This window comes from Chryseosolibacter histidinae (assembly GCF_018598225.1).
Taxonomy (GTDB): Bacteria; Bacteroidota; Bacteroidia; order Cytophagales; family Cyclobacteriaceae; genus Chryseosolibacter; species Chryseosolibacter histidini.
The window spans coordinates 69905-84979 of sequence record NZ_JAHESF010000016.1 but is presented as its reverse complement, the minus strand read 5'-3'; the positions used below and the strand labels follow the sequence as shown (position 1 = coordinate 84979).

11 protein-coding genes are annotated in these 15075 nt (G+C 50.0%); 3 read left to right on the top strand and 8 right to left on the bottom strand.

The features are described from left to right. Position 1: 1 nt before the first annotated feature. The 8 genes from KK083_RS17225 to KK083_RS17190 form a co-directional block, all read right to left on the bottom strand. Positions 2–3085 carry a SusC/RagA family TonB-linked outer membrane protein gene (locus tag KK083_RS17225; RefSeq protein ID WP_254165178.1) on the bottom strand — a complete coding sequence of 1028 codons (3084 nt, stop codon included), beginning with the start codon at positions 3083–3085 and terminating at the stop codon, positions 2–4. A 276-nt stretch (positions 3086–3361) separates the two neighbouring features. Continuing rightward, on the bottom strand, positions 3362–6142 hold the full coding sequence (gene infB / locus KK083_RS17220; RefSeq protein ID WP_254165353.1) for a translation initiation factor IF-2: 2781 nt from the start codon (positions 6140–6142) through the stop codon (positions 3362–3364). Between the two features lie 50 nt (positions 6143–6192). Next, on the bottom strand, positions 6193–7437 hold the full coding sequence (gene nusA, locus KK083_RS17215; protein ID WP_254165176.1) for a transcription termination factor NusA: 1245 nt from the start codon (positions 7435–7437) through the stop codon (positions 6193–6195). 6 nt (positions 7438–7443) lie between these two features. After that, positions 7444–7905: a ribosome maturation factor RimP gene (gene rimP / locus KK083_RS17210; RefSeq protein ID WP_254165169.1), complete on the bottom strand. Its 462-nt coding sequence runs from the start codon at positions 7903–7905 to the stop codon at positions 7444–7446. A gap of 163 nt (positions 7906–8068) precedes the next feature. Next, a complete protein-coding gene (gene rfbA / locus KK083_RS17205; RefSeq protein WP_254165167.1) occupies positions 8069–8935 on the bottom strand; it encodes a glucose-1-phosphate thymidylyltransferase RfbA in 867 nt (288 codons plus the stop codon). A gap of 37 nt (positions 8936–8972) precedes the next feature. Beyond that, positions 8973–10031 (bottom strand): dTDP-glucose 4,6-dehydratase, encoded by a 1059-nt coding sequence (rfbB, locus tag KK083_RS17200; protein ID WP_254165160.1) that lies wholly within the window; start codon positions 10029–10031, stop codon positions 8973–8975. 19 nt (positions 10032–10050) lie between these two features. Next, positions 10051–11040: a UDP-glucuronic acid decarboxylase family protein gene (locus tag KK083_RS17195; protein ID WP_254165158.1), complete on the bottom strand. Its 990-nt coding sequence runs from the start codon at positions 11038–11040 to the stop codon at positions 10051–10053. Continuing rightward, positions 11033–12346 (bottom strand): UDP-glucose dehydrogenase family protein, encoded by a 1314-nt coding sequence (locus KK083_RS17190; RefSeq protein WP_254165156.1) that lies wholly within the window; start codon positions 12344–12346, stop codon positions 11033–11035. The genes KK083_RS17195 and KK083_RS17190 overlap by 8 nt, the downstream gene beginning before the upstream one ends. Positions 12347–12526: 180 nt before the next feature. Between KK083_RS17190 and KK083_RS17185 the strand changes: the two genes are divergently transcribed. From KK083_RS17185 to KK083_RS17175, 3 genes are all read left to right on the top strand, one after another. Beyond that, the gene (locus KK083_RS17185) at positions 12527–13696 is read left to right on the top strand and encodes an acyl-CoA dehydrogenase (RefSeq protein ID WP_254165154.1); all 1170 of its coding nucleotides are present in this window, start codon (positions 12527–12529) and stop codon (positions 13694–13696) included. A 51-nt stretch (positions 13697–13747) separates the two neighbouring features. Then, positions 13748–13942 carry a 30S ribosomal protein S21 gene (gene rpsU / locus KK083_RS17180; RefSeq protein WP_254165152.1) on the top strand — a complete coding sequence of 65 codons (195 nt, stop codon included), beginning with the start codon at positions 13748–13750 and terminating at the stop codon, positions 13940–13942. Between the two features lie 182 nt (positions 13943–14124). After that, positions 14125–15012 (top strand): tyrosine-type recombinase/integrase, encoded by an 888-nt coding sequence (locus tag KK083_RS17175; protein ID WP_254165144.1) that lies wholly within the window; start codon positions 14125–14127, stop codon positions 15010–15012. Positions 15013–15075 lie beyond the last annotated feature (63 nt).

The following is a 15075-nucleotide window of genomic DNA, read 5'->3' as shown; positions in this document are numbered from 1 at the left end:
ATTAGAAGCCCAGCTGAACACCAAAAGTATAATTGCGTGTTTGAGGAACGATACCTTCTACGCTGTTGGCTCCTGACTCCTGGAATTCAGGATCGTAGCCCGTCCATTTGGTCCAGGTGGCCAGGTTGATCGCCTGTGCATAAACCCTTGCATTGTTGATCTTGTACTTGCTCAGGAAACCATGAGGAATATTGTACGCAAGTGTGATCTGCTTCAGGCGAATGAAGGATGCGTCTTCATAAAAGCGGGCCGTGGTCTGATACGAAGATATACGCGCCGAATTTTCTGTTCTGTTGATGGCAGGGCGCGGTACAGATGTGATCTGGCCAGGCGTTGTCCAGCGGTCATCAAAGAACATAACATTGCTGTTGCGCAGCACAGCGCCGTTGTCAGCCATTCTGAAGTGTTGCACATTGGCTACTGTACGTCCGTAGTCATACTGGAAAAATCCTGAAAGCTCCAATCCTTTAAAGCTAAAGCTGTTCGTAAAACCACCGTACATGCTGGAGAAATCCTGGTGTCCCAGCGGCACCTGATCTGCCGCTACCCGGGTGTACGTAATATTACCATTGATGTCATAATGCATAGGGCGGCCGTTGGCAGGATTCACGCCGGCATATGGATTGTTCACGTTTGTACCAAGAGGATATCCTACGCGAACACGCAGGTCTCCGGGCAGAACCTTCAAATCGTCGAAAAGTTTTACCACCTCATTGCGCAAAAGTGTGATGTTAAAGTTGGTTTCCCACTTAAAACCATTGAAGTCAAGATTGGTGGTTCTTACTTCAAATTCAAAGCCTTCATTTTTAACTTCGCCAACATTTTTCGTAATGCTATTGAAGCCTGAGATCTGAGGCACAGCCTGGTTCAACAGCAGGTCTTTGCTAAGTCTCCGGAATACTTCGATAGATCCCGCGACCCGGTTGTTAAAGAAGCCGTAGTCAATGCCGATGTTCGTGGTCTCATTCCTTTCCCAGCGCAGGTCGGGGTTGCCCAAACCGCTGATTCCGATACCACTGGCTCCATTGTAATTTCCATTCATGGAGTTGGCAGTTCTGGATCCGCCCAAGCCATATAGAATACGTGAATCAAAGTTTCCGATCTGATCATTTCCGGTGCTGCCCCAGCTGGCCCTTAAACGCAGGTCAGTAACAGCGCTGGAATTTTTAAGAAAACCCTCTTCGTAGATATTCCACGCACCTGAAATGGAGGGGAAGTAACCAAACTGGTTGTTGGCGCCAAAACGTGAAGATCCGTCGTAACGCATGGTGACGGATAAGAAATATTTCTTGTCAAGATCATATTTGAAATTGCCGAATACGCCTACACGCTTGAAGCCTGTCCAGAAACCACCAACACCCGTAGGCGTCGCGGCAGCATTGGGAGTTGTAAAATCCGGCGTGGGGAAACCTTGTCCTGTGAGGCTGGTTCCTTGATTTGCTTCGTCACGGTATTCGAATCCAACCAGCCCGCTAACGGAATGCCTGCCGAAGGTATGGCCATAGTTAAGAGTGTAGTTGGTGCTAAGGTTACGATTCACATTCGTGAAAGACGCGTTTGTACCCCTGATATTATAATAGTCGTTCAGGCGCGGATCGCCGTAAAACTCTCCATAAAGTGCGCGGTAGTCAACGCTTCCAAAGGCACGGAATACAAGGTCATCAATAATCTTATAGTTGATGCCCAGGCTTCCTACCAGCTGATTCATGCGTCCCGTTGCCTTGATGTAATTGGCATTTGCGATAACATTGCTGTTGAGGTCACCAATGATCGTGGTGCCGGAACCAGCGAGTCCAAAATAGCCACCGGTTTCAGGGTTGTATATTGGGTTGAAGGGAAGTATAATAGGAGCGGCATATTGCGGCGCACCAAACGCAGTAGTGCCACGCGCATCACCGTATGGGCCGCGCTGCCGCACAGTGCTCAGGTTCACGCCAAGGTCAACAGACACTTTCTTGCTCACCTTATGATCGAGTTTTACCCTGCCGGTAAGACGATCGAAATCAATGTTGATCAAACTGCCTTCCTGTTTGTTATAAGAGGCAGACGTGTAGAATGTAGTTACATCATTGCCTCCACTCATTGACAATTCATAATTATCGATCACCCCGCGGACAAATGCCTCATCCTGCCAATTGTAATTGGGCAAGGCAGCGATCTCCTCGTCAGTAAGTGTAGGAGATAAACCCAGCTCTGTCAAAACAGCGGCCCTGGTCTGCGCAGCCGTGTTAGCCGGACTGTTCGTTTGTGTGGCTTCCTGACGTACCTGAATAAATTGCTGGGTGCTTAACATTTTCAGGGTTGGCAGAGGTTCTACGATGCCCTTGTAGTAATTGAGATCGAACCGTGTTCTGGAACCTGCCTTACCCTTTTTGGTAGTGATGATCACCACACCATTAGCGGCCTGCGCTCCATAGATCGAAGCATTCGCAGCATCTTTCAAAATCTCCATGGATTCGATATCGTTCGGATTCAAGAACGCCAGAGGGTTGCTGCTTACCCTTGAGCCACCGTCATTGCGGTTGTTCATCTGAATGCCATCAACAATATAAAGGGGTTCGTTGCCTGCACTGATCGAGCCAACGCCACGGATGCGCACGTTCACTGCCCCACCCGGTACGCCGTTGGCAGAGAGCACCTGAACGCCCGAAAGCCGGCCTTGCAAGGCGCGGTCAAAGCTCTGAAGCGGTAAATTCTCGATATCCTTACCACCTACGGAACCCACTGCGCCCGTAAGTTCCTTTTTCTGAACAGTGGAGTAACCGACCACAACGACTTCGCTGAGCTGGGCAATGTCAGATTCCATGGACACATCGATGGTTGTCCTTTCTCCAACAGCGATCTCCTCGCCCTTTAAACCGATAAATGAAAATACCAGGATCTGATCGGAACCTGAGATTGAAATTGAAAATTTTCCATCGGAATCCGTCGTTGTACCGTTAGAGGTTCCTTTGACAATAACGTTAACACCGGGTAAGCCCCCTCCTTCTTCTGCAGAGGTTACGCGCCCGGAGACCGTTCGCACTTGTGCCATAGCGGGAATGGCACACAATAAGACAAGTACTACTCGTAGAGTTCTTAGCATAGATTTAGGTTTAGGTTAAGTAAAATGTAAACCGAAGTTAGGGATATAAACAATGAAATAAAATACCACAAAATAAGGTATGTTAAGTGGAAACGATTGCAACGGGCTCCTAAAAGCAAAAAGTCATAAAAAACCAATGGAATAAATGGGGGAGCATTTTTTTCCATTTCCTACCCGGCCTGGGTACCAGCAGAAATATGATGAGCGGCATAAAAACAAAAAAGGTGCAGACTTTGCAATCCACACCTCCTGGTTCTTATTCTTAAATTCTTGCGCTTACAACGTCCGCTTTGTTTCGCGGTTCTCGTAGCTTTCGATCACATCGCCTACCTGCATGTCGTTGAAGCCGTCGATGCCGATACCGCAGTCGAAGCCTGACTTCACTTCGCTGGCGTCGTCTTTGAAACGTTTCAGCGAGTGCAGCTTTCCGGCATACACCACAATACCGTCGCGGATCAGCCTGATCGGGTTAGAACGTTTGATCACACCGTCGGTGACCATACATCCTGCGATGGTTCCCACTTTCGAGATCTTGAATACCTCACGGATCTCTGCGTTACCCACGATCACTTCTTCCACCTCAGGTGCCAGCATACCTTCCATGGCGTCTTTCACCTCGTTGATGGCGTCATAAATGATAGAGTAGAGGCGGATCTCGATCTCTTCGTTGTCGGCGATGCGCTTCGCGGCTCCCGAAGGACGCACCTGGAAGCCCAGGATGATCGCATCCGAAGCCGAAGCCAGCAACACATCCGATTCGGAGATCTGACCCACACCGCGGTGAATAATGGCAACCTGAACCTCAGGCGTTGACAGTTTCAACAGCGAGTCGGAGAGCGCTTCCACTGAACCATCCACGTCACCTTTCACGATCACGTTCAGCTGCTTGAAGTTACCGATGGCAAGCCTTCTGCCGATCTCATCCAGTGTAATGTGTTTCTTCGTACGCATGTTCTGCTCGCGCAGCAACTGGGTACGTTTGGTGGCCAGTTCACGTGCCTCACGGTCGGTTTCCATCACGTTGAACTTCTCACCTGCCTGTGGCGCGCCGTCAAGACCAAGCACCACCACCGGTGTTGCCGGGCCTGCTTCCGTTACCTTTTTACCGGTATCGTCAAACATGGCTTTTACGCGGCCGTAGTGAGGGCCCGCCAGCAGAATATCGCCAATGCGCAATGTGCCGTTCTGCACCATGAGCGTAGCCACATAACCGCGGCCTTTGTCAAGCGATGCTTCAATGATGCTGCCTGAGCCGGGCTTGTTAGGATTGGCTTTCAAAGCAAGGATCTCCGCTTCGAGCAATACTTTCTCGAGCAGGTCATCGATACCTTTTCCTGATTTTGCAGAGATCTCCTGCGACTGATATTTACCACCCCACTCTTCTACGAGAATGTTGATCTTCGAGAGCGACTCGCGGATCTTGTCAGGGTTAGCGGTAGGCTTATCTACTTTGTTGATCGCGATCACGATGGGCACACCGGCCACCTGCGCGTGGTTGATGGCTTCTTTCGTTTGTGGCATCACATCGTCGTCGGCCGCTACCACAATAATGGCAACGTCGGTGATCTTCGCACCACGGGCACGCATCGCCGTAAAGGCTTCGTGACCGGGGGTATCGAGGAAGGCTATCTTGTTACCGCTCTTGGTGGTTACGTCATAGGCACCGATGTGCTGTGTGATACCACCCGCTTCCGATGCGGTCACTTTTGTATTGCGGATATAATCGAGCAAAGATGTTTTACCGTGGTCAACGTGACCCATGATGGTAACGATCGGCGCGCGGTGGTGCAGATCTTCTTCGCTGTCTTCCTCTTCCTGTACGGTGAGCTCCTCCTCGGCGGAAGTGAACTGAACCGCATAACCGAACTCGTCGGCAATAACGGTGATCGCTTCAGCGTCAAGGCGCTGGTTGATGGAAACGAACATACCCAGGCTGAGACACGTGGAGATCACATCGTTCACCGAAACGTTCATGAGCGAGGCCAGGTCGTTGGCCGAAATGAACTCTGTTACTTTCAGTGTTTTGGATGATTCCTGCTCCTGCAGCATCTGCTGCTCCTGGGCTTCGGAGTACGCCTGACGTTTTTCGCGGCGATATTTCGAGCCGGAGGTCTTCTTGCCGCCACCGCTCAGTTTGGCGAGGGTTGCGCGGATCTGATCCTGGATCTCTTTCTCTGAAGGCTCTTCTTTCTGGATGCGCGGCTGCGGTTTGCCACGCTGGGGCTGCTGTTGCGGCCTCATGCCCTTGTTGGGCTGCTGTTGCTGCTGAGGCTGATCGCCAACCGAGCTGATGCGCTTGCGCGGCCTCTTGCCCTTGCGGTCTTCTTTCAGGTCTGATGAAGCAACAGGTCCGTCTTTTTTCTTCTCCTTCTCAACGGGCAGCTCGATCTTGTCGACCACTTTTAAACCTTTCAGCTTATCTGCTTTCGCTTTGATGAGCTCCTGTTCGGGTTGCGCGGGTTGCTGCTGTTTCTCAACCACAGGTTCGATCACCGGCGGCGGAGTAACCACAGGTTCGTTTTTCGCTTTTACTTCTTCTACCTCGGGTTCTTTCGCTACTTCTTTGGCCTTGGGGGTCTCCTTCACAACGGGAGGTTCAACCACAGGCTCTTCTTTTTTGGCGGGAGCTTTTTTATCGAGCTCGATCTTGCCAAGAACCTTGATGCCTTCGAGCTTCGGCTTGTCGCGCTCAACCTTTTCAGGCTGCAACGTCGATTGCCGGGCCTCCTCTTTTGCCTTCAGATCTTTCGATCCGAGGTTCTTGATCATGATGTTCTCCTCTTCTTCAACACGTTTTTTGGCCGCTTCCTTCTCACGCTCAATGGTCACATTTTCAACGTGCTTGGTGCCGATGGTAAGCCCTGACGCTTCGAGCTTTTCGGAGGCAGAAGATGCATATTCCTTGGCGAGCATAGCATATTGTTCTGCCGTTAGTTTGGTGTTAGGGTTGTTCTCCACGGAGAAACCCTTCTTGGTCAAAAACTCCAGAATGGTGTTATGACCAACATTAAGCTTCCGTGACGCCTGCCCTAACCTTATCATCTTTTCTTCTGCCATGCTCAAATATCCCTATGATTTTTGTGATTTCTGTAACTGTAATATGAATATTATTCAAATTCCTTCTTTAACACCCCCAAAACGCTCTCTACGGTTTCTTCTTCGAGGTCCGTTCTGCGAACAAGCTCCTCTTTATTAAGGTTCAGAACGCTCTTTGCTGTATCCAGGCCGATGCGTTTCAGCTCGTCGAGCACCCATGCTTCGATCTCGTCTGAGAACTCGTCCAGATCCACATCCTCTTCCTCCTGACCTTCAGCCAGTTCGCGGAATACGTCGATCTCATAACCGACAAGGCGGCTGGCCAGCTTAATGTTAAGACCACCCTTACCGATGGCCAGTGAAACCTGGTCGGGCTTCAAATAAACCGATACCCTACCGTTGTCCTTATCGATCTTGATGGAGGTGATCTTGGCCGGGCTCAACGCGCGCTGGATGTAAAGCTCCAGGTTCTCGGTATAGTTGATAACGTCAATATTCTCATTCTGAAGCTCTCGTACAATGGCGTGGATCCTCGAACCTTTCATACCCACGCAGGCACCCACGGGGTCGATACGGTCGTCATAAGACTCTACTGCCACCTTGGCCCGCTCTCCGGGCTCGCGCACCACCTTCTTGATGGTGATGAGGCCGTCATAAACTTCAGGCACTTCCTGCTCGAACAGTCTTTCCAGGAAAACCGGGGAGGTTCTTGACAGGATGATCTTCGGGTTGCCGTTCACCATCTCAACCTTGTGTACAATGGCGCGAACGTTCTCACCCTTGCGGTAGCGGTCTTTCGGGATCTGCTCGCCACGGGGAACCGAGATCTCGTTTCCTTCGGCATCGATCAGCAGCACTTCCTTGCTCAGCACCTGGTAAACTTCACCGGTGATGATCTCTCCTACAATATCCTTATACTTCTGATAGAGAATATCCTTTTCCAGGTCCTTTACCTTCTGCATCAGTGTCTGGCGGGCGGTGGTCACGGCGCGGCGACCGAAATGTTCGATGTCAACCTGCTCCGATACCTCTTCACCTACTTCAAAGTCGGGCTCTATTTTCTGCGCTTCAGACAGGCTGATCTTATCGTGATCCCAGATGTCTTCTGACTCGTCATCCACGATCTCGCGGATCCGGTAGATCTCGAGATCGCCCTTGTCCGCGTTAATGATGATATCAAAGTTGTCGTCCGTTGTATACTTCTTTCTGATCATGTTGCGGAACACGTCCTCCAGAATACGGATCATCGTAGGTCTGTCGATGTTCTTTTGTTTGGCGAACTCAGCAAACGATTCAATTAAATTTGAAACATCCATAATTAATTATTTAAACGATACCAACACAAATGCTTTGTCTATGTGTGTAAAAGGAATTACTACTGTTTGAACTTCTTTGTGCTTGCCAACACCTGTTTCGCGGGCCAGTACGATCTGGTCATCCTGAACTTCCATCAGCTTGCCCTCCACGATGCCATCCTGCAGCTTGAGTTTCAGGTTCCGGCCAACATTCTTCACATATTGCCTTCTCAGCTTCAGCGGCTGATCCAGCCCCGGCGTTGAAACTTCCAGCAGATAGTTATCGGCAATGAGGCCCGATTCGTCCAGCGCCTCCGACAGCTGCCGGCTAATGACTGCACATTCATCAATGTTTATACCCTGGTCTGAGTCTACCAACACCAGCACTTTCTTCGGACCCTGCCGTGATGATGACATAACATCAACGATAAACTGACCGGCGGCCAGCTTCGATTCTGCCAGTTTCCTGATTTCTTCGCTCAGATCCATTGAAAACAACTATGTATAAACAAAGAGGGGACCTGTTCGTCCCCTCTAATTTTTTTCAGAAGCTTACGCAAAGCTACAATTTTTTTAAAAAATACCCAAATCGTGCACCGATTAAGCGCTTCTCTCTAAAAAAATAATAAAAAGATTATAGCGCGATGCCGGGTCAGATGTACTCCGGCAGGTTTTTCAGGTAAACTCCATAGCCGCTTTTCTCCAAAGGCCGGGCCAGCTCCAGCAGCTGTTCCTTGTTGATGAACCCTTTCCGGTAAGCCACCTCCTCGATGCATCCCACCTTCAGTCCCTGCCGCTGCTCTATCACCTGCACAAAGTTGGAAGCCTGCATCAGCGAATCGAAAGTGCCGGTGTCAAGCCAGGCGGTGCCACGGCTCATGGGCGCTACCTTCAGCTTGCCTTTTTGAAGATAAACATTGTTCACGTCGGTGATCTCGAGCTCGCCACGGGCGCTTGGCTTGATGGCCTTTGCAATGGACAACACTTCGTTATCGTAAAAATAAAGGCCCGGCACAGCGTAGTTAGACTTCGGCTGCTTCGGTTTCTCTTCGATGGAGATCACCTTTTTGTCTTTGCCGAACTCAACAACACCGTAGCGCTCCGGGTCCGTGACGTGGTATGCGAAAACAACACCGCCATCAGGGTCTACGTTCGACTCCAGCAATTGCTTCAGTCCTGAACCGTAGAAAATATTATCGCCGAGGATCAGCGCAACTTTGTCTTTGCCTACGAATTTTTCGCCTATGATGAAAGCCTGGGCAAGGCCCTCGGGTTTCGGCTGCACCGCATAGCTGAACGAACATCCCAGCGACTTGCCATCGCCCAGCAATTTCTGGAACATGGGCATATCGTGTGGCGTGGAAATAATCAGCACCTCGTTAATGCCCGCCATCATCAGCACAGACAACGGATAGTATATCATGGGCTTGTCGTACAGCGGCATAAGCTGTTTGCTCACAGCCAGTGTAAGCGGATAAAGTCTGGTGCCGGAGCCGCCGGCAAGGATAATACCTTTCATGCTTTTATGGGGATTTTATGCTATCGTATCAAACTTGTTATCTGCCCTGGTACATGCTGCTGTAATACTGCAGGTACTGGCCTGACGTCACATTCTTCAGCCATTGCTGATTGGTGAGATACCAGTCTACCGTTTTTTCAAGTCCAACCTCAAAGGTTGTCTCGGGTCTCCATCCTGTTTCGGCGATCAGCTTGGAAGGATCGATGGCATAACGCAGATCATGTCCGGGACGGTCTTTTACAAAAGTGATCAGTTTTGCCGACGACCCATCTTCACGGCCGAGCTTTTTATCCATGACGCGGCAAAGCAGGTTCACCAGGTCAATGTTCTTCCACTCGTTATTGCCCCCGATGTTATATATCTCTCCCGGTTTTCCCTGGTGGAAAATGGTGTCGATAGCCCGGGCGTGATCCTCTACAAACAGCCAATCCCTCACGTTCTCGCCTTTGCCATAAACAGGAAGTGGTTTGTTGTTGATGATGTTGTTGATCAGCAGCGGAATGAGCTTTTCAGGGAAATGGAACGGCCCATAGTTATTGGAGCATCGGCTGATGATGGCGGGCAGCCCGTAACTGTTATGGAAAGCATGTACAAAATGGTCGCTGCTTGCCTTGGAGGCGGAATAAGGAGAGTGTGGATTGATGGGGGTCTCTTCGGTGAAATACTGGCCATGCTCCACCGAACCGTAAACTTCATCGGTAGAGATGTGATAAAAGACCTTGCCGGCGAAATTTCCGCTCCAGGTCATTTGTGCCGCGCGGAGCAGGTTCAGCGTGCCGATGATGTTGGTGAAGGCAAACTCGGTGGGGTTATGCAACGAGCGGTCTACGTGCGATTCTGCCGCCAGGTGAACGATGCCATCAAACTGATATTTGTTGAACAGCTGGAACAGGAACTCGGTATCCAGGATATCGCCTTTTTCAAACACGTAGTTGGATTTGTGCTCGATATCTTTCAGGTTTTCCAGGTTGCCGGCATAGGTGAGCTTATCCAGGTTTACAATGGTATACGCCGGATACCTGTTCACGAACAACCGCACCACGTGCGAGCCGATGAAACCGGCACCTCCGGTGATCAAAATCTTCCGCTGACTCATTTTTACGATTACTTAATTTTTAACGAATGTATCTATCAAAATTCTTGTGGTCACGCTGATAGAGCACTTCGGTAGGCAACGACTTGAAATACTCGTAGGTGATCTTCAGGCCTTCGCTTCTCGAGACCTTAGGTTCCCAGCCCAATATTGAACGCGCCTTGGTGATATCTGGTTTCCGTTGTTTCGGGTCATCCTGTGGCAGCGGCTTATAGATCACCTTCTGCGTGGTGCGGGTGAGCTTCACGATCTCTTCGGCAAAGTCAGCGATGGTGATCTCATCCGGATTACCGATGTTAACGGGAAGATGATAATCAGACATCAGGAGCCTGAAGATGCCATCCACCAGATCGTCTACATAACAGAACGAGCGGGTCTGGGAGCCATCGCCGAACACCGTCAGGTCTTCGCCTCTCAGCGCCTGGCCGATGAACGCAGGCAACACCCTGCCGTCGTTCAGGCGCATGCGCGGACCATATGTATTGAAGATGCGCACGATGCGTGTTTCAACCTTGTGATAGGTGTGGTACGCCATGGTGATGGCTTCCTGGAAACGTTTGGCCTCGTCATAAACGCCGCGAGGGCCAATAGGATTCACGTTGCCATAATACGATTCCGTTTGCGGATGCACCATCGGATCGCCATAGACCTCGGAGGTGGACGCCACCAGGATCCGGGCTTTTTTCACGCGCGCCAGCCCGAGCAGGTTATGAGTACCCAATGACCCGACCTTCAGTGTCTGGATGGGGATCTTCAGGTAATCGATCGGACTCGCCGGTGAAGCGAAGTGAAGGATGTATTTCAGATTGCCGGGAACATGTACGAAAGAAGACACGTCGTGGTGATAGAACTCGAAGTCTGCTTCCTTGAAAAGATGCTCGATGTTCCGCAGATCGCCCGTGATCAGGTTATCCATGGCGATCACCTGGTAACCTTCCCGGAGGAAACGATCACACAGGTGCGAGCCGAGGAACCCGGCGCCGCCGGTAATCAGAACTCTTTCCTTAGCCATTGACAACCTCCCTTCCTATGCTGAAATAGGTGAAGCCTTGTTCTTTCATAACATCCAGCTCGTACACATTACGTCCATCGAAGATCACCCTGGCCTTGACCAACGACGTTAATTTTTCAAAATCGGGTGTGCGGAATTCCGGCCACTCCGTAGCAATGAAGATCGCGTCAGCGCCTTCTGCGGCGTCATACGCTGAATCGAAATAGCTGATCTTGCTGTCGAACAACTGCTTTACGTTTTCCATCGCTTCCGGATCATGCGCTTTAACGATGGCGCCTTCTTTCAGGAATTCTTCAATGTTGTACAACGCCGGCGCTTCGCGGATATCATCGGTATGCGGTTTGAACGACAAGCCCCATACAGCGATCGTCTTGCCCTTCAATGAGCCACCGAAATATTTCTTGATGCGGTCGATCAGTTTTGTTTTTTGTGTGGTGTTCACATCCATCACAGCCTTCAGAATCTTGAACTCATATTGGGCATCAGCGGCTGATTTAGCCAGGGCCTGCACGTCTTTAGGGAAACAGCTTCCGCCATAACCGATGCCGGGAAACAAAAAGCGTTTTCCGATCCTGCTGTCCGTACCGATACCTTTTCTCACGGCATCCACATCTGCGCCCACAAGCTCGCACAGGTTGGCGATCTCATTCATGAACGAGATCTTGGTGGCGAGGAATGAATTGGCGGCATATTTGGTGAGCTCGGCCGAACGCTCGTCCATAAATACCAACGGATTGCCCTGACGTACATAAGGGGCGTAAAGTGTTTCCATCAGTTTCCTGGCTTTGGTCGAGGTAGTGCCGATCACAACCCTTTCAGGTTTCATAAAGTCGTCTACCGCTACACCTTCACGAAGAAATTCAGGGTTGGAGACCACGTCAAATTCAACTTTTGCCTTGGCGGCGATGCGTTGTCTCACTTTGTCTGCTGTGCCTACCGGTACTGTGCTTTCATCAACGATCACGGTGTAATCTTCCAGCAGGGGACCGAGGTCGTCGGCAACTTTCAGTACATATTTGAGGTCTGCGGCGCCGTCTTCGCCGGGAGGCGTGGGAAGGGCCAGAAAAATGACCTTTGCGTCTTTGATGCCTTCGCTCAGCTTGGTGGTGAAAGAAAGCCGTTCCTGTTTGATGTTCCGTTCGAAAAGTTGCTCAAGTCCTGGTTCGTAGATCGTGACTTTACCGCTTTTCAGCTTATTTACTTTGTTCTGGTCTATATCAATACAGGTAACAGTGTTTCCGGTCTCGGCAAAACAGGTGCCGGTTACAAGACCAACGTAACCAGTCCCTACTACAGCAATTTTCATGTTAATCGGTTATTTGGATTCGCGAAAATAGATTGTTTTGAATAAATGTGGGTTCCACAACAAATTTAAAATCGAGCAGCTTTAAAAAATTGTACCAGCAGCAAGGATACAACATACTAACATTCGTTTGGTAAGCTGGTACGTAAGTTTTATCTTGCTTCCCCTAAATTCATTTGAACCATGGCAACCCTTATCGAAACCTTACCTGGCGTAAACTTCCTGGAAACCGAAAATCAACAAATGATCGCACAAATGGTGCAGGACTTTGGTGACCGCGAGATCAAACCTAAAATGATGGAGTGGGACGAGTCCCAGGAATTTCCGATCGACCTGTTTCGCAAAATGGGCTCGCTCGGGCTCATGGGCGTGCTCGTACCCGAAGAATACGGCGGCGCAGGTTTCGGTTATCTCGAATACATTACGGCCATCTCAGAGGTGGCCAAGATAGACGGGTCGATAGGGCTTTCTGTGGCAGCACACAATTCGCTCTGCACCAACCACATCCTTCAGTTCGGCAACGAAGAGCAGAAAAGGAAATACCTGCCCAGGCTTGCCTCGGCAGAATGGATCGGTGCGTGGGGCCTTACCGAGCCCAACACAGGCTCAGACGCCGGAAACATGCGTACCGTGGCCGTAAAAGACGGCGATCATTATGTTATTAACGGAGCCAAGAACTTCATCACCCATGGCAAATCGGGCCAGGTGGCGGTGGTGATCGTACGCACGGGCAATGTTGGCGATTCTCATGGTATGACAGCTTTTGTCATTGAGAAGGGAACCCCGGGATTTACTTCCGGGAAGAAGGAGAACAAGCTGGGCATGCGTGCTTCCGAAACCGCAGAGCTGATCTTCACCGATTGCCGGATCCACAAGTCGCAAATGCTGGGCAAAGAAGGCGAAGGATTTATCCAGGCCATGAAAGTGCTTGACGGCGGAAGGATCTCCATTGCAGCACTGAGTCTTGGTATTGCGATGGGCGCATTTGAAGCTGCCCTGCATTATTCCAAAGAGCGCCACCAGTTCAATCAGCCCATCTCTAAATTTCAGGGCATCGCATTCAAGCTGGCCGATATGGCTACCAAGATCGAAGCGGCCAAGCTGCTGACCTACCGCGCCGGCGACCTGAAAACCAAAGGGCTGCCGGTGACCAAAGAATCGGCCATGGCCAAATTATACGCTTCTGAAGTAGCCGTGGAAGTGGCCAACGAAGGGGTGCAGATCTTTGGCGGTTATGGTTATACCAAGGATTTTCCCGCCGAAAAATACTACCGCGATGCCAAGCTCTGTACCATCGGCGAAGGTACGTCCGAGATCCAGAAACTGGTGATCTCAAGGTCTATCCTAAAGTGATGTTGGAAATTGGATACTTTCACCCTATATTTGCAGCCCTAAGAAAAAATTATGATCATCGTTAATGTAAAAGAAAATGAGTCTATCGATAAGGCTCTGAAGCGCTTTAAGAAGAAGTTTGAAAAAACGGGTATTTTGAAGGAATTGCGCTCCAGAACAGCGTTCGAGAAGCCTTCCGTAAGCCGCAGGAATGAAATCATCAGGGCTGCTTACAGGGAACAGCAAAGAAACCAGGAGAACGGTTAATCTCCGGCCGGGTTCAAGCCGGTTCTAAAAAACAAGCCTTTTTGTTGATTGTGGAAGTGCATTTTCTGCATTTATCCACATTTTATACGCATTCCATCAACATATCCCCTGAAGATATTTTCTTGAGGGGATTATTTTTTTACATTGCTACTATAGTCTAGTTGTCGGGTAAGCATAGTGGCATGACAGATTCCTTCCTGAAATATATCCGGTTCGAGAAACGTGTTAGCCCCCACACCGTACTGGCGTATGAGAACGACCTGAGCCAGTTCCAGCACTTCATTCAAAACAATTATCCTGAGAACAACCTTGAGAATGCCGACTACGGCCTTGTCAGGGCATGGATCGTCAGCCTGGTGGAAGCCGGGATGGAGCCAACCTCAGTGAACCGCAAGATCGCCTCCCTCCGCTCCTTCTATAAATTTCTGCTCAGGCAGGAAGTGATCTCCAAAGACCCGATGCTGAAGATCAGGGTGCTGAAGGCGAAAAAGAAACTTCCCAGCTTTATCAAAGAATCAGAGATCCAGGCACTTCTGGACCAGCCGAAGCAGCCGTTTGACAATACGCTCGAAGGTTACCGGAACAAGCTGATGCTGGAAATGTTCTACGCCACCGGTATGCGCCTTTCCGAGCTTCTCCAGCTTCGCGATGAGTATGTCGACCTGAGAAACAACACCATCAAAGTGCTGGGAAAAAGAAATAAGGAAAGGGTAATCCCTTTTGGCTCCGGTATCGTTCCTATTATAAAAGCGTATCGTCTCGAACGGGATAAAATGGTGGAGAAAAAAGGACATGGGCTTTTTTTTGTGACCGATAAAGGTGAGCGCTGTTACCCGATGATGGTTTATAAAATGGTTAAAAAATACCTCGATGAAAATACTACTGTTGACAAACGAAGTCCCCACGTATTGCGGCATACTTTCGCCACACATTTGCTCAACCAGGGCGCAGAGATCAACGCGGTAAAAGATCTGCTCGGTCACGCAAGCCTTGCCGCCACCCAGGTATACACCCACAACTCCATGGAGAAGCTCAAAAAGGTTTTTGACCAGGCTCATCCCAAAGCATAAAACACAAACCAACACCCAGTGATATGATGTAAATTTTACTTCCCGACTTTCTGCGGCCAGTCT

Coding starts and splice junctions, on each gene's coding strand:
- KK083_RS17225 (WP_254165178.1), bottom strand. CDS start 3,085: ATGCTAAGAACTCTACGAGTAGTACTTGTCTTATTGTGTGCCATTCCC.
- infB (WP_254165353.1), bottom strand. CDS start 6,142: ATGGCAGAAGAAAAGATGATAAGGTTAGGGCAGGCGTCACGGAAGCTT.
- nusA (WP_254165176.1), bottom strand. CDS start 7,437: ATGGATGTTTCAAATTTAATTGAATCGTTTGCTGAGTTCGCCAAACAA.
- rimP (WP_254165169.1), bottom strand. CDS start 7,905: ATGGATCTGAGCGAAGAAATCAGGAAACTGGCAGAATCGAAGCTGGCC.
- rfbA (WP_254165167.1), bottom strand. CDS start 8,935: ATGAAAGGTATTATCCTTGCCGGCGGCTCCGGCACCAGACTTTATCCG.
- rfbB (WP_254165160.1), bottom strand. CDS start 10,031: ATGAGTCAGCGGAAGATTTTGATCACCGGAGGTGCCGGTTTCATCGGC.
- KK083_RS17195 (WP_254165158.1), bottom strand. CDS start 11,040: ATGGCTAAGGAAAGAGTTCTGATTACCGGCGGCGCCGGGTTCCTCGGC.
- KK083_RS17190 (WP_254165156.1), bottom strand. CDS start 12,346: ATGAAAATTGCTGTAGTAGGGACTGGTTACGTTGGTCTTGTAACCGGC.
- KK083_RS17185 (WP_254165154.1), top strand. CDS start 12,527: ATGGCAACCCTTATCGAAACCTTACCTGGCGTAAACTTCCTGGAAACC.
- rpsU (WP_254165152.1), top strand. CDS start 13,748: ATGATCATCGTTAATGTAAAAGAAAATGAGTCTATCGATAAGGCTCTG.
- KK083_RS17175 (WP_254165144.1), top strand. CDS start 14,125: ATGACAGATTCCTTCCTGAAATATATCCGGTTCGAGAAACGTGTTAGC.